Below are 23,117 nucleotides of genomic sequence, written 5' to 3'. Positions count from 1 at the left end.
TGTCATGAGACCAAACATCAGGCCGGGCCGCATTGCCGTCCACATTGCGTTGGTTCTTTATACGATTCTCGCCATCGGACCGATTGCGCTCATCCTCATCAACGCGTTCAAGACGCGCCGGGCGATTTTTTCCGATCCGCTCGGGTTTCCGGACGCGCGCACTTTCACAACCATCGGCTTCGATCAGGTTTTCACGAAATCCGATTTCGGGCTCTATTTCGTGAATAGCTTGACCGTAACGGTGGTGTCGCTGGGCCTCATCATTCTGATCGGAGCCATGGCGGCTTGGGCGCTGACAGAATATCGTTTTCGCGGCAACACGATCATCGCGCTCTACATGGCCATCGGCATCATGGTGCCGATCCGGTTAGGCAGTGTCAGCATCCTTCGGATGATGGTGGAGCTGAACCTCGTTAACACGCTCACGGCACTTGTTCTGGTTTATGTGGCGCAAGGGTTGCCGCTCGCCATTCTGATCCTGGGTGAATTCATTCAGCAGATTCCGAGGGATCTGCGGGACGCTGCGCGATGCGACGGTGTGAGTGAGTATCGGATTTTCGCTAGCATCATCCTGCCGCTGATCACGCCCGCCATCGCAACGGTCGCGGTGTTCACCATGGTGCCGATTTGGAACGACTTGTGGTTCCCGCTGATTCTGGCCCCCGGCGACGGCAAGCAGACGGTGACGCTGGGCGTGCAGCAGTTCATCGGCCAATACGTCACCGACTGGAATGCCGTTCTCGCCTCGTTGACGCTGGCGATCGCGCCGATCCTCGTTCTCTATCTCCTCTTCTCGCGTTACCTGGTCCGCGGATTGACCGCAGGGGCTGTCAAGTAACGCGCAAGGCTCATTTCACGGATTGGAAAACCGATGGCTGACGTTTCCCTCCACGGCATCGCGAAGTCCTACGGCGTGACCGAAATCCTGCGCGACATTGACCTGACTATCGACGACGGCGAATTCGTCGTGTTCGTCGGCCCTTCGGGCTGCGGCAAGTCAACGCTCTTGCGCACCATTGCGGGACTCGAGAATGCCAGCGCGGGTGAGTTGCGCATTGGCGGTAAGCGGGTCAACGAAATGCCGCCGGCCGAGCGCAAGATCGCGATGGTGTTTCAGTCCTATGCGCTCTATCCGCACATGTCCGTTTACAAGAATATGGCTTTTGGTCTCAAATTCGCGAAGACCAACAAAGCGGATGTCGATCGTCGTGTGCGACGGGCGGCAGAGATCCTGAAGCTCTCCGCGTTGCTGGACCGCAAGCCGCGCGAATTGTCAGGCGGTCAGCGCCAGCGTGTCGCTATTGGTCGCGCCATTGTGCGCGAACCAAGCGTCTTCCTCTTTGACGAGCCGCTTTCAAATCTCGATGCGGCTTTGCGCGTGAACACACGGCTGGAGATTGCCAAGCTCCATCGGGAGTTGGGCGCGACCATGATTTACGTCACACATGATCAGGTCGAAGCCATGACCCTTGCGTCGAAGATCGTCGTGATGAACCAGGGTCGGATCGAGCAGGTCGGCGCGCCGCTTGAGCTCTATCACAATCCGCGCAATTTGTTCGTCGCGGGCTTTATCGGCTCACCGCGTATGAACCTCATCAAGGGGCAGGTCCGTTCAGTTTCTGGCGGCAGTGTAACGCTCGCTTTTACAGGTGCGGAGACAAGCGTGGACGTTGTTCCCGGAACGCTCAGGGCCGGCGATGAGGTGACCATCGGGGTTCGTCCCGAGCATATGGCGGATGCAGGCGCCAATACCATTGCCCTCGAAGGGCGCATTGATGCTGTGGAGAGGTTAGGAGAGGCAAGCTACGTCTATATGAAACTTGCCAGCGGGGACGATGTGATTGTGCGTTCGCCGGGGGATGTGGAGGCTGCTCCCGGTGGACGCTACACCGCGCATCTTCCAGGCCGCGCTCTGCATGTTTTCAATGCGGCGGGACAATCGGTGCAGTTTGGAAAGTGAGGGCTGTAAGGGCTGGCGTTATGTGGTGCGAAACGCTCAGCCACGTCGGATCCAGGTGATCGTAGGCCGTTCCCGCCACATGGATTGTTCCAGATAGGTACTGACGAGGCGTTGAACTTGCGCCAGGGAGGCTTCATCCTCAGCTTCGGCAACAAGGGTCAGCGAGCGACCGGCCGCGAGCAAAGTGCAATTGCCGAATTCGAACTCGGCACGTCCTTGGTGGTTCGAGTAGGTGGCGGGGTCGTTGGGGGCAAAGCGCTTGCAGAGCTGAACGAGATATCGGTCAGGCGCGATCGTATCGATGTTCGCTTCTGCTCTGAGAGGGGCCATGGTCCTCGTCCGTCGGCGGATTTGTGGGACTTTTCGATTCTCCCAGGCCCAGCATGCCCGTCCGCGAGGACGCATTCAACTGAAAATGCTGCTAAGACATTGAAATAAAATGGTTTTTGTTTGTTATATCGTTGGCGCTTAGGCGCATTCAGCTTCTCGGCGATTGAGAAAATGGGCGACCTGGCACGACGACATCGGCGCGGCGTAGAAGTTGCCCTGCGCCTGGGTACAGCCCCCGCGGCGCAGGAAATCGACCTGGCCAATCGTTTCGACGCCCTCGGCGATCACCTCCATGCCAAGGCTCGTGCCCAGTTCGATCACGGCGAGCACAATGGCCGCGCTGTCCGCATCGCTCTCGACGTCTTTCACGAAACTCTGATCGATCTTGATGTCGTCGATAGGGAATTGCTTCAGGTGAACGAGCGACGCATAGCCCGTGCCGAAATCGTCGAGGGCGATGCGGATGCCGTTGTCGTGAAACTCCTTGAGTGCAGTCACGACGTGGGATGCGGTGCTGCCGAGAAAGACCGTTTCGGTGATTTCGACTGCGAGCCGCTCCGGCGGCACGCCGGCCGCCTGGATGATCTCCAGAAACCGCTTCGCCAGGCCGATCCAGTTGAACTGCGCCGGGGAGAGATTGACGGCGATCGTGCCGCAATCGATACCCTCGTCCAGCCATTTTCTGATATCCGCCGCGACCTGCTTGAGAATCTGCTCGCCGACGGCAATCGACAATTCAGGCTCTTCAAATGCCGTCTGAAAAGCGGCTGGCGTCAGTAGGCCCTGATCGAGATGATGCCAACGGGCCAGTGCCTCGAAGCCGACAACCTTTCCTGTCTGCAAGTCGATCTTCGGCTGGTAGAAGGGAACGATCTGTCCCTGCCGCAAAGCTTCCCGGATGTCGCGTGTGATGGAGGCCCTTTGCTCGACCTTCTCTCGCATGTCGGGGGAATAGACGACGGTGCGGTTGCGCCCCATGGCCTTGGCCGCATAAAGCGCGAGATCGGCGTCTCTCATCAACTCGGATGGCGCCCTGTCATGGTGAGGGTAGCTGGCGATGCCGATGCTTGCCTGGCTCGCAAGGTGTCCATCCCGATAAGCGAAGGGGCGCCGCAAATCGGCAAGGATCTGTTCGGCGAGGGTTTGCGGGTCCTCAAGGGGGAAGGGATCCACGACGATGATGGCGAACTCATCACCGGCCAACCGCGCGACAGTATCGTTCTCCCGCATCATGCGATGGAGGCGGCTCGCTGTCTTCTTGATCAGGATGTCGCCCGCGTCGTGGCCGAGCGTGTCGTTGACGGATTTGAGATTGTCGAGGTCGATGAGGAAGAGATTGATGCGCGTGCCGTTTCGCTCCGCCTGTGCAAGAGATTGTTCCAGCCGGCTTTGAAAGAAGGCCCTGTTCGGCAATCCCGTTAACGGATCGTGACTTGCGGCGCGCCAGACGCGCTCCTCTGTTGATTTGCGCTCCGTAATATCGATGACACCCGTCATGATATGCGGCTCGCCGCCGATGTCGATGGTCGCGCCAGCCAGAAGAACGGTATGGATGGAGCGGTCGGCCAAACGCACGCGCGTTTCAAAATTGCTGACCTGCCCATCCTTGCGAAGAGCGTCGAGAAAGGCGTTGCGATCATTCGGCTCAACATAAAGCTCATCGATCGTTTTGATGCCCAGGGCATCTGCGGTCGCGCCCATGTAGCGAACCGCAGCATCATTCGTTGCGACGAGGCTTCCATCCATGCGGACGACGAGAAGCGGGATCGGGACCGTCTTGAACATGGTCTCGAACATCGTCCGGCTCTCGATGAGTTCCTCCTTAGTGCGTCGCTCTGCCTGAGTCGCCATCCACTCCAGACGCTGAAGCCGGTTCGAACGGGAAACGACAAGAAAGAGGGCGAGATTCAGCATGACGATGGCGAGGAAAAGCCCGGTCGTGGTGTCACTGGCAGGTTCCGGAAGCATGTAGCCGCCGAACATCATGGCGCTGCAGGCGATGCCTGAAATGATCGACCAGCGAAAGGATGTCGGCAAAGCGAGGTAGTAAATCGAGGGCAGCATCAGGACGACGAAAAGCGCCAGATCGCTGTGGGAACTCACAAGCACCGCGACGGCGGCGCTGTTGACCCATTCCCAGGCTATCATCGATTTCTCAGCTTGCGCGAAGCTCCTGGAGCGACGGACGGTCCAAAGACAGATGAGAGCAATCGCTACGACGACGACGCGGGCGGGGATGGCCGCATAGAAATGGGGCTGCCCGTAGAAGCGCCAGTCGCTGAGAAAGAACAGGCTATTCAGAACCGCCGAGAGCAGAAACAAAAGCTGGACGTGCCGAAGGGTCTCCGGCAGGCGCTCGGTTTGAAATGCGGCTTCGCGCTCTGGCGCTAGAAACTCGCCGCCGAAAGGTGTGAGGGTTCGATGGGGCATTGCCCGGACGGTGTCATGAAATGTTTCAATGTGTCGTTAATGGCGGCTTTTGCGCGAGAAGGCCAGACCTTACTTGAGAACTGGCCCGAGCCCAAGAAATATAAATGATGACCGCGGGCAAGGCGGCATAGTCTCGCGCGGCGGGCAATATCAGGTTTCGGATATGGAATCCGCGATCCGGGAGGCGAGCGGGCCGTTCAAAATATCGGCGGGAACGCCCGAGGCGAGAACCTTACCATCCGCGACAAAGGTCATTTGTTCGGCCAGACCAGCGACATCCTCCGGCGTGTGAATGGTCATCACGATGGTGACCGGTCGCTTGCGGCGCAACTCATCAACCAGTTGAATCATCGACCGACGCAATCCTGGATCAAGGCTGCTGAAGGGTTCGTCGAGAAGGATAAGCGGCCGTTTCGAGATGAGGGCGCGCGCGAGGGCGACCCGTTGGCGCTGGCCTCCGGACATCTCGCCCGGCTTGCGACTTCCGAAGCCCTTCAACCCCACGGCTTCGAGCATATCGACTACCAGCCTTTCTTCGACGTCCCTCAGGCGGAGTGAGGGACGAATTCCCAGCGCGACATTTTGAGCCGCCGTCAGGTGGGGAAAGAGATTGTGATCCTGAAAGACGATGGCGACGGGTCGCTCGGCGGGTTCAAGGCGAAGGAGGTTCTGACCAGCGAAGGAAAGAGCGCCGCTCTCAGGTTTCTCGAATCCCGCGATCATGTGCAGCAACGTGGTCTTTCCGCCGCCTGAGGGGCCGATGACCGCGCACAGCGTGCCGGCTTCGACGGTCAGCGAATACTCGGCCCTGAAGTCGGGCCAAGTCAGACGGCATTTATCGATCACCAGCATGGGAAAATCTGTCTGAGGTATGAGCGAGCAGGAAGGCGAAGAAGACGACGAAGAGGCCAACGGCTCCGGCGTCGTCGAGGCGATAGGACCCGAGATATTCGTACAGAAGATACGGCAAGGTGCGCAGTTCAGGTCCACCGAAGAGCGCGATGATGCCGAAATCTCCGAATGACAGCGCCATCGCCAACGCGAAGGCGGCTCCGAAGGGCCGCTTGAGCAAAGGCCAGTCCATGATCTTCAACTTCATAACGCCCGTCACGCCGAGAGAGGCGGCAACGCGGCCGTATCGCTCCTCCGCCGTCATGAGACGGGGCGCAAGATAGCGATAGGCGAACGGCAGTGCGGCAAGCCCATTGATCAGGGGCAGGAGAGCAAGGCCAGCCGTCGCCGGTTCGACGAACCGGCGAACCATGAGAAAGAGCCCAGCGGTCAACGCGAATGGCGGAACGGCGAGAAGGATATTCGGCAGAAAATCATAGAACGCTGCGGTGCGCGGTGAGCGCAGCACCTGCCGCTGACGACGCACGGCGCCGCCAAGCGCGAGAGCCAGAGCACAGGCAATCGTTGCCGCTGCCGCCGCGATCAAAAAGCTTGTTGCCGCCGCTTGAAACAAATCCATATCGAGAATGCGCGGGATGAAACGCAGGCCCGTCAGAACGCTGACAGCGAGAGGAGCGATAAAGAGCGTTCCGACTGCGAGGACGACCGCATCCACAATCTTGAGCCGTCGGCTTGATGAATCCGGGCGGCGGATCGGCGGGCGGTTCGTATGATCGGCGGGAGGGCGTTTGAAAGCCCAGTTGAGGCCCGCTGCCATTGACAAGCAGATGGCGAGTTGAATCAAGGCGAGCCAAGCGGCGCGACCGAAATCGAGATCGACTTTGAGCGCCTCATAGATCGCGACCTCGAGCGTCGCGCGGCTCGGTCCGCCGCCAAGCGCGAGCACGATTGCGAAGCTCTTGAAGCATAGAAGAAAGATCAGCCCGGCAAGGCCCGGCAGTTCGCTGCGGATGGCGGGCCAATCGAGATGGCGGAACGTTTGGCTAGGCGTAAAGCCAAATGCGGTCGCAAGGCGCCACTGCTCGGCGGGCACGAGGTTCAACGCATCGAGGATGATCCGCGCCACGAAAGGAGCGTTCAGAAAGACGTGTGCGATGAGAATGCCCGGATAGCCGAAAATGCTGAAACTGCCTTTCCAACCGGTCGCGTCGAGCGCTGAGATCAGCCACCCGCTGCGGCCATAGACGGCGAACACGGCGAAGACCGCGACGATGGTTGGCATGACCATGGTCGTATTCAAAGCGGCCAGCACCATCCCGCGTCCGGGAAAACGGCGCCGCGCGAGGGCGAGTGCAAGGCCGATGCCGAGCACGAGGGACAGAAGCGACGAAAGCGCGGTTTGGATAACGGAGAATGCGAGAATCTGTGTCAGATAAGGACCGATGGAGAGAAGCGTCGGCCTCCCTCCATCGAATTGCACGAGAGCGATGAAGCTGCCCGCGACAAGCGCTACGATGCCGAGCGCAACGAGGCTTCCCGGATGCGGCGGCTTATAGCGCATGCCATTCACTCAGCGCGCAGTGGCGTTGAGCCAGCCATCAGTGAAGGCGCGACGGTTCTGTTGAACCTCTTCAGGTGTGAAGAGAAGCGCTTTGGTGGGCTGGATCATGTCCTTGAAGATCGCCGGCGTCCCCGACGGCGGGTTCTTCGCCGGATACATCCAGTTGGTGTCAGGAATGGCGGACTGGAAGGCATCGCTCAGGACAAAGCCCATGAACTTCTTTGCCAACTCCGGCTGTTTCGTCGTGCGCGTCATGCCGACAAGTTCGACGCTCAGGTAGTGCCCTTCTGCGAAGGACGCCGCTTTGTAATTGTCCTTCTTCTCGGCGACGATGTGATAGGCAGGCGAGGTCGTGTAAGACAGAACCATGTCCGCCTCGCCTTTCAGGAATAGTCCATAAGCCTCAGACCAGCCCTTGGTGAAGGTGACGATGCGGGGTTTGAGCTGCGCCCATGCCTGATCTGCTTTGTCGCCGTAGACTTGGCGCATCCAGAGCAGAAGGCCGAGTCCCGGTGCACTGGTGCGCGGGTCCTGCAACACGACCTTCGGGCCGTTGGAGTTCTCCACCAACTCCTTCAGGCTCTTGGGCGGATTGGCGACTTTGTTGGCATCATAGACGAAGGCGTAATAGCCCCAGTTGAAGGGGATGAAGGTGTCGTCGGACCATTGAATGGGCAGGGACAAATCCCTCACCTCGGTCTTGTGCGGCACAAAGAGACCAAAGGACTTGGCTTCTGCGGCAAGGTTCATGTCGAGCCCGACGACCACATCAGCCTTCGTGCTTTCCCCCTCGAGCCGAAGGCGGCCCACCATGCTGCCTGCATCCTCGGAGGTAACCCACACGAGCTCGCAGCCACAGATCGCCTCGAAGCGCTCTTTGATGAGCTTGCCCGGACCGTATTTTCCGGCGAACGAACTGTAAGTGTAGACCGTCAGTGTCGGTTTGGTCTGCGCATGCGCAAACCCTGTCGCGAGCCAGAGCGACAGCAGAAAAAAGGACAATCGGCGTATCATGATGAATGCTCCCATGCATAAGACAGCCGGATTGGCGGCAGCATTCGCACGGCGCGCGCGCAGGATTGTCTGCGATGTCGCATGCTCATTCCCTCCGCCGGCATGATCCGGATCAGGTTCGACGGGTCGGCGGCCCAGCCGCCTCTCAGCCCCGGAAAGGGCTCCCCGTGAGACGCTTCGTATGTAGAACAGTTCCGGTTCAGGAACAAGGAGCGCGCTGACTTCATCCTCCGCCCTTCAACCTATTGCCGCAGGGGCCGGGTTCTGTTTGGAATGCGTAAGGCGTTCCTCCGGAGTTTTTCATGTCGAAGCCCTTGGCATCCTGTGACGTTGCGGTAATCGGTCTAGGGGCAATGGGCTCGGCCGCGATCTACCAACTCGCCAAGCGCGGTGTGAAAGCCATCGGGATCGACCGGCATTCGCCGCCGCACGACCGCGGCTCGACGCATGGGGAAACCCGCATCACGCGGCAGGCCATTGGTGAGGGCGAGGCTTATGTGCCGCTTGCTCTGCGATCCAATGAGATCTGGCGGGAGCTGGAGGCGGAAACGGGTCGGCACCTGCTGACCCAGAATGGCTGTCTCATCATCGGCACGGAGCAGACCGGTTCTGAGGGCGTCATTCGCGCGGGTTTCCTCAACAGGACCCGAAGGGCGGCCGAGCACTATCGGATACCGCATGAGATCCTTAATGCGGCAGAGATTAGGCGCCGCTTTCCGCAATTTGCGCCGCAGGAGCAGGAGAGCGGATATTTCGAGCCCAGCGGAGGGTATTTGAACCCGGAAGGGTGCGTCGCGGCTCAACTCGAGCGGGCGGAGGCTCTCGGGGCCGCCCTTCGTCGTGGAACGACGGTTCTATCCGTCCGGCAGGAAGGCGATGCGGTTCGGATCAAGACCGATCAGGGCGACATCCTTGCCGGAGAGGCCATTCTCTCGGCCGGCGCTTGGGCAGCGGGGCTCCTCAACGCGCCGTTCGACAAGCTTTTCGCGCCGAGCCGCCAGGTCATGCATTGGTTTCCCGTTGCAGCGAACGCTTCGCAATGGGAGGAGAGCCCCGTCTTCATCTGGTCCCACGGCCCCAATCCCAACGACTTCTTCTATGGTTTCCCTTCGCTTCCGGGGAGTGGCGCCATCAAGACGGCTGGCGAGCAATATGAGGACAGGACCGACCCGGACAATGTCGAGCGCAATATCGGGCCGACGGAATCTCGCGAGATGTACGACCAGCATGTGGCCGGGCGCCTCGAAGGTCTCATCCCATCGGCGGTCAAAGCCGTGACCTGTCTCTATACCATTACGCCGGATTCCAACTTCGTCATCGACCGGCATCCCGATGCCAATCGCATTCTTGTCGTGTCGCCCTGTTCGGGCCATGGCTTCAAGCATTCGGCAGCCATCGGTGAAGTCGCGGCGCAGATCGTGACAGACGGGCAGAGCCGGATCGATCTTTCGGCGTTTTCGCTGGCACGCTTCCAGTCGCTCGGGCTTCTGTAAGGATTGACTGTTAGCGTCGGGAGTTCTTTCCCGCGTCCTTGCTCAAGCCGGCACGGCGCAACGCATCGGCAAGAGCGCCGCCGTCCGAGCCTTGCCCGGAAGATTTTTGACCGGATCCCGCGTTGCGAGGCTTCTGGAATGAGCTACGATCGTCGCTGCGGCCGGCGGGTTTCTTCTCGACAGGATCGCTCATTCGCATGGTGAGCGAGATACGCTTGCGTGCCTTGTCGACTTCCAGAACCTTGACGCGGACGATGTCGCCGGGCTTCACGACGTCGCGCGGGTCTTTCACGAACGTATCCGACAGGGCGGAGATGTGAACGAGGCCGTCCTGATGGACACCGACGTCGACGAAGGCTCCGAATGCGGCGACGTTGGTGACGACGCCTTCAAGCATCATGCCGGGCTTCAGGTCGTCAATTTTCTCGACGCCTTCCATGAATGTTGCGGTCTTGAATTCGGGGCGGGGGTCGCGACCCGGCTTCTCAAGCTCGCCCAGAATGTCTTTGACGGTTGGAACGCCGAAGGTCTCGTCGGTGAATTTTTCGGGTTTCAGCGTTTTGAGAAGCGCGCCGTTCCCGATCACGACCTTGATGTCGCTTTTCGTCGCCTCAAGAATGCGGCGCACGACCGGATAAGCCTCCGGGTGAACGCCCGAGGCATCGAGTGGATCGTCACCGCTCGGGATGCGCAGGAAGCCAGCAGCCTGTTCGAAGGTTTTGGGTCCCAGCCCCATTACGTCGCTGAGCGCCTTGCGTGTCTTGAACGGGCCGTGGGCGTTGCGGTGTGAGACGATGTTTTGCGCCACCCACTCGCCAAGGCCCGAGACGCGGGCAAGCAGGGGAACGGAAGCTGTGTTGAGGTCAACGCCGACCCCGTTCACGCAATCCTCGACCACGGCATCGAGAGAACGCGAGAGCTTGTATTCCGCAAGATCGTGCTGGTATTGGCCGACACCGATGGACTTCGGATCGATCTTCACCAGCTCCGCCAGCGGGTCCTGCAGGCGGCGAGCGATGGAGACGGCGCCACGCAGCGACACGTCGAGATCGGGCAATTCCTGACTTGCGTAAGCAGAAGCGGAATAGACCGAAGCGCCGGCCTCTGAGACCATGATCTTCGTCAGCTTCAGATCGGGGTGTTTCGACACCAATTCGGCTGCGAGCTTGTCGGTCTCACGCGAGGCGGTGCCGTTTCCAATCGCGATCAGTTCGACCTTGTGAACGCGGCAGAGGCGCGCCAGCGCTGCGAGGGATTCGTCCCACTGACGCCTCGGCTCGTGCGGATAGATGGTGTCGGTGGCGACGACCTTGCCGGTCGCGTCGACAACGGCAACCTTGACGCCCGTGCGATAACCGGGATCGAGACCAAGCGTCGGGCGCGTGCCAGCAGGCGCCGCCAGAAGAAGATCGCGCAGATTGCCCGCGAAGACCTTGACCGCTTCATCCTCGGCCGCCTGCCAGAGGCGCATTTTCATGTCGAGTTCGATGGAGAAACGGAGCTTCGTCCGCCACGCCCAACGCACTGTCTCCAGAAGCCACCGGTCCGCCGCCCGGCCTTGATCGGCGATGCCTGAGGCAAGAGCGACGCGGCCTTCATAGGGGCTGATGTAATTGGGCTCAGCGCTGTCCTTGTCCTCGTCCATGCGCAGGTCGAGAATTTCCTCCTTCTCGCCGCGGAAGAGGGCCAGGATGCGGTGCGAGGGGAGCTTTGTGAGAGGTTCGGCGAAGTCGAAATAGTCGGAGAACTTCGCGCCATCGGTCTTCTTGCCCTCACGCACGGTCGAAGTGAGGCGGCCGCGTTGCCAATAGTTTTCGCGCAGGGTGCCTATAAGTTCTGCATTTTCCGCGAAGCGCTCGACAAAAATCGCGCGCGCGCCTTCCAGCGCCGCTTCCGGCGTGGCGACTTCCTTCTCCGTGTGGACGAAGGCGACGGCCGCCTCCTTCGGGTCGCGGGTCGGGTCGCTGAGGAGCAGGTCGGCGAGAGGCTCGAGGCCGGCTTCCTTCGCGATCTGCGCTTTGGTGCGGCGCTTCGGCTTGTAGGGCAGATACAGATCTTCGAGACGCGCCTTGGTGTCGGCCGTATTGATCTGGAGCGCAAGCTCATCGGTCAGCTTGTCCTGCTCGCGGATGCTGTCGAGGATGGTCTTGCGGCGATCCTCAAGCTCGCGGAGATAGCGCAGGCGCTCCTCCAGCGTGCGGAGCTGGGCGTCGTCCAGGGTGCCGGTGACCTCCTTGCGGTAGCGCGCGATGAACGGGACGGTAGCACCGCCATCGAGCAGGTCGACGGCAGCCTTGACCTGCCATTCCTGGACATTCAACTCATTCGCGATGCGCTGACCGATGGACTGCATGGGAATCTCCGACGGAACCGAGGCGCGGCTTCTACGGCGCGCCGTATCCTCAGGTCAACCGGGGCGGTTGGCGAGGGGATTATAACGTTGGGGAAGGCTTTTCCGCAGATTTTACTTGGCCCGCTGGAGCCCGGCGTATAGACCGTCCGGCCCCGCTCCGCCCCATATCTCCGAGAATGCCATGCCGCCCGCCTCGCAAAACCTGTCCATCGGCGTCGATTTTGGTACCAGCAACACGGTCGTGGCGATTGCCGATTCCGAAGGCCGGGTCGAGGCACTGACCTTTGCTCACGGGGGCAAGGACCTGAAGGTCTTCGTCACGGCCCTTTGCTTTTGGGACGAACGCCATGGCAACGGCCTGCGTACCCAAGTCGAGGGCGGTCCCTGGGCTATTGAGCAGTTTCTCGATGGATTGTCGGCCCACCGATTCATCCAATCCTTCAAGAGCTTTGCGGCAAGCCAGTCCTTCCAGGAAACCCGGATTTTCCGGGAGAGGTATCGATTCGAGGATCTTTTGAGCGCCTTCCTGCGCACCCTGGCGCGGCATGGCGGCGACCGCATCGACTTTTCTGCCCGCAATGTGGTGATCGGGCGGCCCGTTCAGTTCGCGGGATCGCACCCTGACGATGCGCTCGCGATGAGCCGATACCGGACGGCCTTCAGCAAGCTGGGCGCGAAACACGCTCACTATGTCTATGAGCCAGTTGGGGCCGCGTTTTTCTATGCGCGGCAGCTGGAGCACGACGCGACCGTTCTCGTCGCGGATTTCGGGGGCGGCACGAGCGACTTTTCTGTCATGCGCTTCTCACGCTCCGGCGGGGTCCTGCGCGCGGAGCCTCTGGGCCATTCCGGCATCGGCATCGCCGGGGACGCTTTCGACTACCGCATCGTCGATCAGGTGGTTTCTCCACGCCTCGGAAAGGGCGGTAGCTACCGCTCGATGGATAAGATCCTCTCGATCCCTAATCACTACTACGCCAATTTCGCCCGCTGGAACCAACTTGCGATGATGAAGGGGAGCGGCGACCTCAAGGAATTGCGGGAACTCGCCCGCGTCGCGCTCGATCCTGAGCCGCTCGAAAAGTTCATCGACATCGTGGAATACGATCTCGGCTTCGCCCTCTACCGCGCCGTTTCATCGGCCAAGGTCGCCTTGTCTAGCCAGGACGAGACCGAGTTCCGCTTCAAAGCCGAAGGCGTCGACATTCGCGCCAGCATCGCACGCCGCGATTTCGAAACCTGGATTGCCGGCGATGTCGTCCGCATCGCCGAAACCGTTGATCAGGCGCTGGCGAATGCTGGGGTTGCTGCGGGAGAAATCGAAAAGGTTTTTCTAACCGGCGGCACGTCCTTCGTTCCGGCCATTCGCAACCTTTTCGTGGATCGCTTCGGCGAAGAGCGGCTGACCTCTGCCGATCAGTTCGAATCCATCGCCTATGGGCTTGCCCTTATCGGTCAGGCCAACGAGCCAGCCCGCTGGGCTGTGGGCGGCCACTGAATTTGACGGAGGAATGCCACGCTTGCGGCGACGGGAGGGAAGGGATTTACTCGCAAATGCAACATCATGCCGAAGCGAGCCATCCCCTTGTCCGCGAACAACCCAGACGCCACTCCCAACAAGGACCTGCCTCTCCGTGATGATATCCGTCTCCTGGGGCGCATCCTGGGGGACACGATCCGCGAGCAGGAAGGCGAGGCGGTTTTCGAAACCGTAGAACGAATCCGCCAGACATCCATCCGATTCCACCGGGACGAGGACAAGGCTGCTCGAAATGAGCTCGAAAAGACGCTGAACAGCCTCTCGCGCGGGCGAACCAACCAGATTATCCGGGCCTACAGCTATTTCTCGCATCTCGCGAATTTGGCCGAAGACCAGCACCATGTCCGCCGGTCCCGTGCTCATCAAATGGCCGCTTCGGCTCCCCGTGAAGGCACCATGGCGCGTGCGCTCAAGCTCGCGCAAGAGGAGGGCGTGGCTCAGGCGCAGCTGCAGCAGTTCTTCGCGTCCGCTCTCGTTTCCCCGGTTTTGACCGCGCATCCGACGGAGGTGCGGCGCAAGAGCACCATCGATCGGGAAAGGGAGGTTTCGCAGCTTCTCGACTTGCGCGACCGCCAGCGTCTGACGCCGCAGGAGGACGCTGCGAGCGAAGAGGCTCTGCGCCGCGCCATCCTGACCCTCTGGCAGACGAGCATTTTGCGACGAACCAGGCTCAAGGTCATCGACGAGGTCATGAATGGCCTTGCTTATTACGATTACACTTTCTTTCGGGAATTACCGCGCCTCTACGCCTCTCTTGAGGACCAGCTTACTGCCATGGACCCGGTCTGGACCACGTTGGAACTGCCCTCGTTCCTGCGCATGGGAAGCTGGATTGGCGGCGACCGCGACGGCAATCCTTTCGTGACCGCCGAGACATTGCGGCAGGCTCTCCTTCTACAGAGCGGCCGGGCAATCGGATTCTATCTCGAAGAGATTCACCGTCTCGGGAGCGAGCTTTCTCTCGATGGGCGCTATGTCAGCATCTCCGAGCAGGTCCAAGCGCTGGACGATGCCTCGCCGGACCATTCACCTCACCGGCAGGATGAGCCTTACCGCCGCGCGATTTCCGGCATCTACGCGCGGCTCGCGGCCACTGCCGAAGCTCTCGGTCATGCAGAAATCGCCCGTCACGCGGTTGGTGAGGCTCCCGCCTACACTGCCGTCGAGGAGCTTGCAGAGGACCTTGCGGTACTGCACCGCTCTCTCACGGCAAATGGTTCCGCGGCTCTTGCGCGCGGCCGCTTGTGCAAGTTGCGACGTGCGGTCGGTGTTTTCGGCTTCCATCTCGCCAGCATCGACCTGAGGCAAAACTCCGATGTGCACCAGCGGGTGGTCGCCGAATTGTTCGAGAAGGCGAACCCCGGAACAAACTACGCGGCGCTTCCCGAGGCGGAGCGCGTGGCGTTGCTGCTGCGGGAACTTCGCACACCGCGCCTTCTGGCGTCACCCTATCTCGACTATTCGCCGGAAACGGCTTCCGAGCTCGCCATCGCACGCGAGGCCGCCGAGGCCCATAGGCGCTACGGTAAGGCCGCTGTTTCGAACTACGTCATTTCGAAAGCAAGCGACCCGTCGGACGTTCTGGAAGTTGCGCTTCTTCTCAAGGAGGTCGGCCTGCTGCGCCCGCATGACGGCGAGATGAGCGTCAATATCGTACCGCTTTTTGAAACCATCGCAGATCTACGTGCCTGCGCGAGCGTGATGGAAAGCTTGTTCTCGCTGCCGGATTACATGCGCCTCCTGCGCAGCCGCGGAAAGCTGCAGGAAGTGATGCTGGGTTATTCTGACAGCAACAAGGATGGTGGCTTCCTCACCTCCGGCTGGGAACTTTACAAGGCCGAGATCGAACTGGTCGAAGTGTTCGAGCAATACGGCGTGGCATTGCGCCTTTTCCACGGTCGCGGCGGCTCGGTCGGTCGTGGCGGCGGACCAAGCTATCAGGCCATTCTGGCGCAGCCGGGCGGCGCGGTGCAGGGTACCATCCGCGTCACCGAACAGGGCGAGGTGATTGCGGGTAAGTACTCGAACCCCGATCTGGGCCGTCGCAATCTTGAGACGTTGGCTGCCGCCACGTTCGAGGCCTCGCTGTTGCATTCAGGCAAGCCTGCGCCTCGCGAAGAGTATCTGACGGCGGTGGAGGAACTCTCAGAGAGAGCCTACAAGGCTTATCGCAATCTCGTGTACGAGACCGAAGGATTCGAGCAGTATTTCTGGGAATCCACCGTCATCAGCGAAATCGCCAATCTCAACATCGGGAGCCGCCCTGCCTCGCGGACGAATTCGAGACGCATCGAGGACCTGCGCGCCATCCCCTGGGTTTTCGGATGGGCGCAGTGTCGCCTCATGTTGCCGGGTTGGTACGGCTTCGGCTCCGCGGTGAATGCTTGGCTCGACGCTCATCCGGACAACGGTCTCGCGCTGTTGCAGGAGATGTATCGCGAGTGGCCGTTCTTTCAGGCATTGCTGTCGAACATGGACATGGTTCTTGCCAAGAGCAACATCGCCATCGCATCGCGCTATGCAAAACTTGTCGAAGACGAGGCGCTGCGCGATGCGATCTTTCCCCGACTCCGGTGCGAGTGGAAGGATTCGATCAGGCAGCTTCTTGCGATCACGAAGCAAGAGGCTCTGCTCGACGGAAATCAGCTTCTTGCGCGCTCCATCCGCAATCGCTTCCCCTATCTCGATCCGCTGAATCATCTCCAGATCGAGCTTTTGAAGCGCCACCGCGCAGGTGATGCCGATGAGCGTGTTGTGGAGGGTATTCATCTCTCGATCAACGGCATCGCAGCCGGCCTCCGCAACAGCGGCTAGACAGGGCGGGGCCTGGAACCAAGGCCGGCGTAAGCTGTTGGTGGCTTCAACGAGCGCTCTCCGGGAACGGGGACCATTGTCACGCCAGGAGGATCTCATGCCACGCGGCGACAAATCGAGCTATACGGGCAAGCAGAAACGCCAAGCCGAGCACATCGAGAAGTCTTACGAAGATCGCGGTGTGTCCGAGCACGAGGCCGAGCGCCGGGCTTGGGCGACGGTCAACAAGGAAACCGGTGGCGGGAAGAAGAGCGGATCCGGTCGTAAGGGGGGCGGTTAGGCTCCCGCTGCTCCTCGCGAATTGCTACGCTTCGAGCATTCAAACTGAGGTGATGGGTGGACCGCCGCTTGAGCGCGCGGCAATGCGTCCGATACCAGCCGTGACCGGAACCCGCTCCATCGGCCCCTGTTATCCCTCGTGCCCATATCAGGGGACCACGAAATGGATGCGAATTCACCTCTCAAGGCTTCCCTTTCCGCAAGCCGGGCGCTGAAGCTCGTTCTCTCGGTGAATGGCCGCGACCATCGGCTTTCCCTTGATCCCAGAGTCACCCTGCTCGATGCCTTGCGGGAGCATCTTGGTCTGACCGGAACGAAAAAAGGATGCGACCAAGGACAGTGCGGAGCATGCACCGTCCACGTCGATGGCCAGCGTGTCCTGTCCTGCCTCACGTTGGCGGCGAGCGTCGAAGGTAAGGCCGTGACCACCATCGAAGGATTGGCGCTGGATGAGAGCACCCTGCATCCAATGCAGCAGGCCTTTATGGATCATGATGCCTTCCAATGCGGCTACTGCACGCCGGGCCAGATCATGTCTGCCGTCGCCTGCGTTATGGAGGGATTGGCGGAGACGGACGACGATATTCGCGAGTATATGAGCGGAAACCTCTGCCGCTGCGCCGCTTATCCCAATATCGTCGCGGCCATCAAGCAGGCGAGAGCCGAGATGAAGAGATCGCGCAAATGAGGCCATTCTCTTATGAGCGCGCGCACGATCTCGCCTCTGCCATCCGCGCGGCGTCTCACCAAGCGGACGCGCCGCTGCACGCGCCGATACAATTTCTTGCCGGAGGGACGACCCTTCTCGATCTCATGAAGATAGACGTCATGAGGCCGGACCGGGTCATCGACATCAATCCGCTCGAGAAGACGTTCTCCGAGATTACTGTCACCCCGATGGGCCTCCGTCTCGGAGCACTCGCCCGCATGAGCGCGGTCGCTCATCATCCGGCGGTCGAGCGTGAATACCCGGTCGTGTCTCAAGCCTTAAAACTTGGGGCCAGCGCGCAACTGCGCAACATGGCAAGCCTCGGCGGCAATGTGCTGCAACGGACGCGATGCTCTTACTTCCGCGATACATCATGGCATGAGTGCAACAAGCGCGATCCCGGTAGCGGTTGTGCAGCTCTTCAAGGATTGAACCGCAAGCACGCCATTCTCGGCACGAGCGAGCATTGTATTGCCACGTATCCGGGCGACTTCGCCCAGGCGCTCATCGCTCTCGATGCGGCCGTCGAAATCGCAGGCGCGAAAGGAAATCGTGAGGTGCCTTTCAGAACGCTTCACAAACTTCCGGGGGACACGCCGCATATCGAGACGTCGCTCGCTACAGGCGAGATCATCGTGTCTTTCCACATTCCTGCCGGTGCTTATGCGCGTCGCTCGCTTTATCTGAAGGTGCGAGACCGGGAATCTTACGAATTCGCGAGCGCATCGGCGGCGGTGGCGCTCGATCTTGCGGATGGCGTTGTTCGCGAAGCCCGGATTGCACTCGGCGGTGTCGCAACAATTCCTTGGCGCGCGGTGGAAGCGGAGGACGTCTTGAAGGGCACGATGCTCGACGAGGTGCGGGCACGTGTGGCTGCGGAAGCCGCCTTCGCTGGTGCACGGACTTTCGGTGGGAATGATTTCAAACCTGAACTCGGACGACGGACTCTTGTTCGCGCGCTTCTCGAAGCGGCGGCCCTGGAGATCCGGTGATGAGTGTGCAGATCAAGGCAAACGGTGACATGATCGGGCGGGCTGTGCCACGCATCGACGGGCGCTTAAAGGTAACTGGCGCTGCATGCTATCCGTCCGATGTCGTCCTCGACGACACGGCGCATGCCTTTCTTGTCATGAGCACCATAGCCCGTGGCCGGATCAGTGCGCTCGACCTGACGGAAGCGCAGGCGGTTGATGGCGTTATCGATATTCTCACCTATGAGAATACCAAGGGCAAAGTCCACAAAGTGCGTTTCTTCGCTTTAGGGGGCTATACCTCGACAAGCATAGTGCCGTTGGACACGCGAAAGATCTGGCATGATGGACAGATCATCGCCATGGTCGTCGCTGAAACCTTCGAGGCCGCGCGGGAAGCCGCTTATATGATCCGCGTCGACTATATGGAGCGGAGGGCCGTGTCGGGCTTGGATGGGCGCAAGCCCCAGCCTAGAGCTGCCGCGGGCTTCCTCAGTTCGGAGCCGGGTGTCGGCGATCCCGAGACGGCGTATCAGGAAGCCGATGTCAAGATCGATGCTTACTATTCAACCCCCGCCCAGCACCACAACGCCATCGAGCTCTATGCCACGACCTGCGCCTGGTCTGGCGATCAGCTGACCGTCTACGAGTCGAGCCAATATGTCTATGGATTGAAGAACGGAGTTGCGAAACAGCTCGGCATTAGGCCGGAGCGTGTTCGGGCCGTGTCGCCCTTTGTCGGCGGCGCATTTGGATCGAAGGCGGCGATTACGCCGCGAACCGCCCTGGTCGCCATAGCCGCCAAGCGCCTCGGCCGCCCCGTCAAGCTCGTGGCGACACGCCAGCAGGGCTTTACAGTTTCAAGCTACCGCGCTGAAACGCAGCATCACATCAAACTCGGAGCCGACCGCAGTGGCAGGCTGACATCTCTGTCGCATGAAGGGTGGGAGATCTCGTCCCGCGCGGATGATTACAAGGTCGCCGGGACGGACACGACATCGCTTCTCTACGCCTGTCCGAATGTGGCGACGCACGTCAATATCGTGCATGCCGACCGTAGCACACCAGGCTTCATGCGTTCGCCTGCCGAGGTGCCTTATATGTTCGCGCTGGAGAGCGCGATGGACGAGCTTGCGGTGAAACTGCGCATGGACCCGGTGGAACTGCGGAGGCTCAACGATACGCAGATCGACCCAATCAACCAAAAGCCTTTTTCCAGCCGGTCACTCATAGCCTGTTACGACAGGGCGGCCGCGGCATTCGGATGGGCTAAGCGGAATCCCGAGCCGGGCTCGATGCAGGATCGCGATTGGCTTATTGGATGGGGATGCGCCACTGCCTGCTACCCGACGAACATCGGGCCTGCCGAGGTGCGGGTGACGCTTGCGCCAAACGGCAAAGCAAGGGTCCGGACTGCGGGACATGACCTCGGCACAGGAGCCTACACGGCCATCGCGCTGACGGCGGCGGAGTTTCTCGGCATACCGCTGGAGGATGTGAACGTAGAACTTGGCGACAGTTCCTTGCCTCCGGCTCCTGTCGCCGGTGGGTCGAACGCAACAGCCAGTATCTGCAATGCCGTTGCACATGCCTGCGAGGACATTCGCGAGCGGTTGGCCAGAGCCGCCTCGCATGAGGGCGCCCTGCGGGGTGTGGATCCGGCCGTTATCCGCTTGCGCGAGGGTATGCTTGTTGGCGCCGACAAAAGCGAGCCGTTGAAGAGCGCGCTTTTGCGCATCGGATTCGGACCCGTCGAAGGCCATGCGAAGTACACACCGGAAGTCGCTTCTGTACCGATCAAGTTGCTCGGCCATACCCTGCTCTCAAAGGGGATTCCCGTCCTGACAGTCGGCACATCGGCTGGAAACCATGTGCAATATGCTTTCGGCGCCGAGTTCGTGGAGGTTCGCGTCCACAAGCGAACCCGTGAAATTCGCGTTCCTCGCCTTGTCGGCGCGTTCGCCGCGGGCCGCATCGTTAGCCCCATCACTGCACGCAGTCAGCTGCTGGGTGCTCTGATCTGGGGCGTTGCCTCGGCGCTGCATGAGGAAACGGAGATCGATGAGCGCGTCGCCCGGTATGTCAATAAGGACCTCGCGGACTACATGATTCCGGTCAGCGCCGACATCCGCGACGTTGAGGTCATCTTGGTGCCGGAAGAGGACAACAAGGTGAATGCCCTCGGGATCAAGGGCGTCGGCGAATTGGGGAACGTCGGCACGAACGCGGCCATCGCCAATGCCGTGTACCATGCGACCGGGCGCCGGATCAGGAACCTGCCCATCCGTATGGAAGACCTTCTCTGAGCAACCAGACCCCGCATTTCGGATAATTCGATGACCGGTGCGCGCGGCGCAAAGGCGGTGTATGACATCATCCGGCCAGGTCTCTCTGGTGCGTCACGGAGGAAATGGTGCTCACGACTTCTGCTGCCGGTGTCTATGTCATCTGCCCGACCCCCTTCAGGAGCGACGGAAGCCTGGACCTCGCGTCGACCGACCGGATGGTCGAGGCGTTCCTCAACGCCGGGGCGACGGGTCTGACGATCTTGGGGATCATGGGGGAAGCCCCGAAGCTCGCCGCCGAGGAGTCGTTTTCCTACGCCAAGCAAGTTCTTGCTGCGGTATCGGGGCGAGTTCCCGTCATCGTAGGGGTGTCGGCCGCCGGTTTTGCCGCCATGTCGGCCTTGTCCCGCAAGGTGATGGATGCGGGAGCCGCGGGCGTGATGATCGCGCCTCCTTCAACGCTTCGGACAGACGACCAGATCGTGTCCTATTTCGCCGATGCGGTCGAGGCGATTGGTCCGAACGTGCCATTCGTGATCCAGGATTATCCGCTCGTGACCAATGTGGTCATGACGCCGAAGGTGATCATGCGGATCATCGAGGAGAATCCATCGTGCGTGATGCTGAAACATGAGGATTGGCCGGGCCTCGACAAGATCACGACGCTGCGCCGCGCAAGCGATCAGGGGCAGGTGCGCCGGGTTTCGATCCTCTGCGGCAATGGCGGTCTCTTCCTGCCTTTCGAGATGGAACGTGGCGCGGACGGGGCGATGACAGGGTATGCTTACCCGGAAATGCTTGTTGGGGTCGTCAATCTGATCAAGGCGGGCAAGCGCACGGAGGCGCATGATCTCTTCGACCGCCATCTGCCGCTCGTCCGCTACGAGACGCAGCCCAGTCTCGGACTTGCAGTGCGCAAATATGTCCTGAAGCGGCGCGGCATCATTGTCTCCGAGACATTGCGCAAGCCAGGGCCGAAGTTGAGCCCGGAAACAATCGCAGATATCGAATGGATGATGGAGCGCATCGAGCGCTCGTGAGGGGATGACATGAAGACAGGTTTGGACGGAAAGCGTGCGCTTGTTCTCGGCGCGAGCAAGGGGCTTGGCTTCGGCATAGCGCAAGGCTTGGTCGAGGAGGGAGCCCGCGTCGCCATTGCCAGCCGCGCCATGGAGGGATCCAAGGCCGCAGCCGACAAGATCGGCCGAGGCGCGATCCCCCTCATCTGCGACACCGGCAAAAGCGAGCAGATCGATGCTCTCGCCAAGGATGCGGTGAGCGCGCTCGGCGGTGTCGATATCCTGGTCCTCAACAGCGGCGGCCCGCCGCCCGGCAAAGCACAGGGCGTTGCGAGCGAGCAATGGCGCACCTCGTTTGACGCGATGTTCGTCAATCTCGTGCGACTGGCCGATCACCTGCTGCCGGGCATGATCGAGCGCAAGTTTGGCCGCATCATCTCAGTGATTTCATCGGGCGTCATCCAACCCATCCCGAACCTCGCCATCTCGAACGCGATCCGCCCGGCGCTTGTCGGGTGGGGCAAGACATTGGCGAGCGAGGTTGCCTCGTCGGGTGTAACGGTCAATGCCATTGCCCCAGGACGGATCGCAACCGACCGGCTCAAGCAGCTCGATGCCGCCAATGCCGAGCGCACAGGCCGTTCCATCGAAGATGTTGCCGCTGCCGCCCGTGCGGGGATCCCCGCCGGCCGTTATGGCGAGATTGAGGAATTCGGGGCGGCGGCCGTTTTCCTCGCTAGCGAGAAGGCTTCCTTCGTGACCGGCTCGATTCTGCGCGTCGATGGCGGCCAAATCTCCTGCACCTGATTGAAGCGGCCGTGAGGGTGGGGGGCCATATCCCACCCTCACGGCCGCAAGCCGGCGGCATCGCTATGCTAATGGAGATGGCAGACGGATGGCGGAGGTTGTGCTCAATGTTGGCCGCTTTGACCAAGATCAAGGCGGCTAGGCCGCACGTCCTTAAGCTTGATCAAGTCAAGCTCAACCGATTGGCTTTGGAGGAAACGTGCTGCACCATATCACCCTGCATCTCGCACGCTCTGCGGATTATCCGGAGGGAAGTGCCCAGCATGGCTACGAGATGATCGCTCCTCTCGACGGTACCGGCCTTCTCGACCCGGGCGAATGGAAGGCTGCGCGAACCCGCTGCTGGGTCAGGCGCTTCTGGGCGGACGAGACGGACCGGCTCGGAATGCTTGTTCACCGCCCTGGCGGCGCAGGCGGAGCGACCTGGATGATCGACTACGATCCTGATCGCACAGCGGACGATGAGGCGGGCTAGCGTCTCAATCAGCATCATATTGTGCCCGGTGAGTACGTCTCGATCCAGGATGATGAAGAGAAGCTTCACACTTTCCAGATCGTTTCCGTGCGACCCGCCATGTACACCGCATCTGCGGAGAGGCGTTGACCATCCTTCGGGAAGGAAACGAGCGAGGGGCTTACCTCCAACGATCATGGCGTTGCGCGATTGATCATCATCAAGAGACAACTCCCCGTGCTTGCT

17 protein-coding genes, 1 pseudogene and 1 riboswitch are annotated in these 23,117 nt (G+C 60.7%); of the genes and pseudogenes, 12 read left to right on the top strand and 6 right to left on the bottom strand.

The window, feature by feature from the left end:
* The first annotated feature begins 4 nt into the window (after window positions 1-4).
* Window positions 5-838: a carbohydrate ABC transporter permease gene (locus HB375_RS00400; RefSeq protein WP_167670894.1), complete on the top strand. Its 834-nt coding sequence runs from the start codon at window positions 5-7 to the stop codon at window positions 836-838.
* 33 nt (window positions 839-871) lie between these two features.
* Window positions 872-1,960 carry an ABC transporter ATP-binding protein gene (locus HB375_RS00395; protein WP_167670892.1) on the top strand — a complete coding sequence of 363 codons (1,089 nt, stop codon included), beginning with the start codon at window positions 872-874 and terminating at the stop codon, window positions 1,958-1,960.
* A 36-nt stretch (window positions 1,961-1,996) separates the two neighbouring features.
* Here the strand turns inward: HB375_RS00395 and HB375_RS00390 are convergent, their stop codons facing one another.
* The 5 genes from HB375_RS00390 to thiB all read right to left on the bottom strand — a co-directional run bounded on the left by HB375_RS00390 (window position 1,997) and on the right by thiB (window position 8,144).
* Window positions 1,997-2,290: a DUF2218 domain-containing protein gene (locus HB375_RS00390; protein WP_167670890.1), complete on the bottom strand. Its 294-nt coding sequence runs from the start codon at window positions 2,288-2,290 to the stop codon at window positions 1,997-1,999.
* Window positions 2,291-2,428: 138 nt separating this feature from the next.
* Window positions 2,429-4,720, bottom strand: a complete 2,292-nt coding sequence (locus HB375_RS00385) for a putative bifunctional diguanylate cyclase/phosphodiesterase (protein WP_167670888.1) — start codon at window positions 4,718-4,720, stop codon at window positions 2,429-2,431.
* Between the two features lie 150 nt (window positions 4,721-4,870).
* A complete protein-coding gene (locus HB375_RS00380; protein WP_167670886.1) occupies window positions 4,871-5,572 on the bottom strand; it encodes a thiamine ABC transporter ATP-binding protein in 702 nt (233 codons plus the stop codon).
* Entirely contained in the window at window positions 5,556-7,133 is a 1,578-nt protein-coding gene (locus HB375_RS00375) for an ABC transporter permease subunit (protein ID WP_167670884.1), read from the bottom strand. The genes HB375_RS00380 and HB375_RS00375 overlap by 17 nt, the downstream gene beginning before the upstream one ends.
* Before the next feature lie 9 nt (window positions 7,134-7,142).
* Window positions 7,143-8,144, bottom strand: coding sequence for a thiamine ABC transporter substrate binding subunit (gene thiB, locus HB375_RS00370; protein WP_425515156.1), 1,002 nt, complete (start codon window positions 8,142-8,144; stop codon window positions 7,143-7,145).
* Between the two features lie 74 nt (window positions 8,145-8,218).
* Window positions 8,219-8,325, bottom strand: a riboswitch (TPP riboswitch).
* A 124-nt stretch (window positions 8,326-8,449) separates the two neighbouring features.
* Here thiB and solA point away from each other — a divergent pair.
* On the top strand, window positions 8,450-9,640 hold the full coding sequence (gene solA / locus HB375_RS00365) for an N-methyl-L-tryptophan oxidase (RefSeq protein WP_167670880.1): 1,191 nt from the start codon (window positions 8,450-8,452) through the stop codon (window positions 9,638-9,640).
* A gap of 10 nt (window positions 9,641-9,650) precedes the next feature.
* On the opposite strand, the gene HB375_RS00360 is transcribed toward solA, so the two are convergent.
* A complete protein-coding gene (locus HB375_RS00360) occupies window positions 9,651-11,993 on the bottom strand; it encodes a Tex family protein (RefSeq protein WP_167670877.1) in 2,343 nt (780 codons plus the stop codon).
* Window positions 11,994-12,174: 181 nt separating this feature from the next.
* Here HB375_RS00360 and HB375_RS00355 point away from each other — a divergent pair, with 181 nt between their 5' ends.
* The 9 genes and pseudogenes from HB375_RS00355 to HB375_RS00315 all read left to right on the top strand — a co-directional run bounded on the left by HB375_RS00355 (window position 12,175) and on the right by HB375_RS00315 (window position 22,892).
* Complete coding sequence (locus HB375_RS00355; RefSeq protein ID WP_167670875.1) at window positions 12,175-13,491, top strand: Hsp70 family protein; 1,317 nt, start codon at window positions 12,175-12,177, stop codon at window positions 13,489-13,491.
* A gap of 66 nt (window positions 13,492-13,557) precedes the next feature.
* Entirely contained in the window at window positions 13,558-16,347 is a 2,790-nt protein-coding gene (gene ppc / locus HB375_RS00350; RefSeq protein ID WP_167670873.1) for a phosphoenolpyruvate carboxylase, read from the top strand.
* A 97-nt stretch (window positions 16,348-16,444) separates the two neighbouring features.
* A pseudogene (locus tag HB375_RS00345) lies at window positions 16,445-16,612 on the top strand (plasmid stabilization protein); the annotation flags it as partial.
* A 177-nt stretch (window positions 16,613-16,789) separates the two neighbouring features.
* Window positions 16,790-17,314, top strand: a complete 525-nt coding sequence (locus HB375_RS00340; protein ID WP_167670871.1) for a (2Fe-2S)-binding protein — start codon at window positions 16,790-16,792, stop codon at window positions 17,312-17,314.
* Window positions 17,311-18,327, top strand: coding sequence for an FAD binding domain-containing protein (locus HB375_RS00335; protein ID WP_167670869.1), 1,017 nt, complete (start codon window positions 17,311-17,313; stop codon window positions 18,325-18,327). The genes HB375_RS00340 and HB375_RS00335 overlap by 4 nt, the downstream gene beginning before the upstream one ends.
* On the top strand, window positions 18,327-20,612 hold the full coding sequence (locus tag HB375_RS00330; protein WP_167670867.1) for a xanthine dehydrogenase family protein molybdopterin-binding subunit: 2,286 nt from the start codon (window positions 18,327-18,329) through the stop codon (window positions 20,610-20,612). Before HB375_RS00335 ends, HB375_RS00330 begins: the two co-directional genes overlap by 1 nt.
* Before the next feature lie 104 nt (window positions 20,613-20,716).
* Window positions 20,717-21,631 (top strand): dihydrodipicolinate synthase family protein, encoded by a 915-nt coding sequence (locus HB375_RS00325; RefSeq protein WP_167670865.1) that lies wholly within the window; start codon window positions 20,717-20,719, stop codon window positions 21,629-21,631.
* A gap of 9 nt (window positions 21,632-21,640) precedes the next feature.
* Complete coding sequence (locus HB375_RS00320) at window positions 21,641-22,417, top strand: SDR family oxidoreductase (protein ID WP_167670863.1); 777 nt, start codon at window positions 21,641-21,643, stop codon at window positions 22,415-22,417.
* Between the two features lie 199 nt (window positions 22,418-22,616).
* Entirely contained in the window at window positions 22,617-22,892 is a 276-nt protein-coding gene (locus tag HB375_RS00315) for a hypothetical protein (RefSeq protein WP_343232329.1), read from the top strand.
* The last annotated feature ends 225 nt before the right edge of the window (window positions 22,893-23,117 follow it).

This window comes from Microvirga terricola (assembly GCF_011777495.1).
Taxonomy (GTDB): domain Bacteria; phylum Pseudomonadota; class Alphaproteobacteria; order Rhizobiales; family Beijerinckiaceae; genus Microvirga; species Microvirga terricola.
The sequence above is the reverse complement of the archived record's forward strand: the minus strand, read 5'-3'. Positions and strand labels throughout refer to the sequence as shown.

What these genes read in the sequence shown, in the direction of transcription:
- HB375_RS00400 (WP_167670894.1), top strand. Translation starts at nt 5, where the DNA reads ATGAGACCAAACATCAGGCCGGGCCGCATTGCCGTCCACATTGCGTTG.
- HB375_RS00395 (WP_167670892.1), top strand. Translation starts at nt 872, where the DNA reads ATGGCTGACGTTTCCCTCCACGGCATCGCGAAGTCCTACGGCGTGACC.
- HB375_RS00390 (WP_167670890.1), bottom strand. Translation starts at nt 2,290, where the DNA reads ATGGCCCCTCTCAGAGCAGAAGCGAACATCGATACGATCGCGCCTGAC.
- HB375_RS00385 (WP_167670888.1), bottom strand. Translation starts at nt 4,720, where the DNA reads ATGCCCCATCGAACCCTCACACCTTTCGGCGGCGAGTTTCTAGCGCCA.
- HB375_RS00380 (WP_167670886.1), bottom strand. Translation starts at nt 5,572, where the DNA reads ATGCTGGTGATCGATAAATGCCGTCTGACTTGGCCCGACTTCAGGGCC.
- HB375_RS00375 (WP_167670884.1), bottom strand. Translation starts at nt 7,133, where the DNA reads ATGCGCTATAAGCCGCCGCATCCGGGAAGCCTCGTTGCGCTCGGCATC.
- solA (WP_167670880.1), top strand. Translation starts at nt 8,450, where the DNA reads ATGTCGAAGCCCTTGGCATCCTGTGACGTTGCGGTAATCGGTCTAGGG.
- HB375_RS00360 (WP_167670877.1), bottom strand. Translation starts at nt 11,993, where the DNA reads ATGCAGTCCATCGGTCAGCGCATCGCGAATGAGTTGAATGTCCAGGAA.
- HB375_RS00355 (WP_167670875.1), top strand. Translation starts at nt 12,175, where the DNA reads ATGCCGCCCGCCTCGCAAAACCTGTCCATCGGCGTCGATTTTGGTACC.
- ppc (WP_167670873.1), top strand. Translation starts at nt 13,558, where the DNA reads ATGCCGAAGCGAGCCATCCCCTTGTCCGCGAACAACCCAGACGCCACT.
- HB375_RS00340 (WP_167670871.1), top strand. Translation starts at nt 16,790, where the DNA reads ATGGATGCGAATTCACCTCTCAAGGCTTCCCTTTCCGCAAGCCGGGCG.
- HB375_RS00335 (WP_167670869.1), top strand. Translation starts at nt 17,311, where the DNA reads ATGAGGCCATTCTCTTATGAGCGCGCGCACGATCTCGCCTCTGCCATC.
- HB375_RS00330 (WP_167670867.1), top strand. Translation starts at nt 18,327, where the DNA reads ATGAGTGTGCAGATCAAGGCAAACGGTGACATGATCGGGCGGGCTGTG.
- HB375_RS00325 (WP_167670865.1), top strand. Translation starts at nt 20,717, where the DNA reads ATGGTGCTCACGACTTCTGCTGCCGGTGTCTATGTCATCTGCCCGACC.
- HB375_RS00320 (WP_167670863.1), top strand. Translation starts at nt 21,641, where the DNA reads ATGAAGACAGGTTTGGACGGAAAGCGTGCGCTTGTTCTCGGCGCGAGC.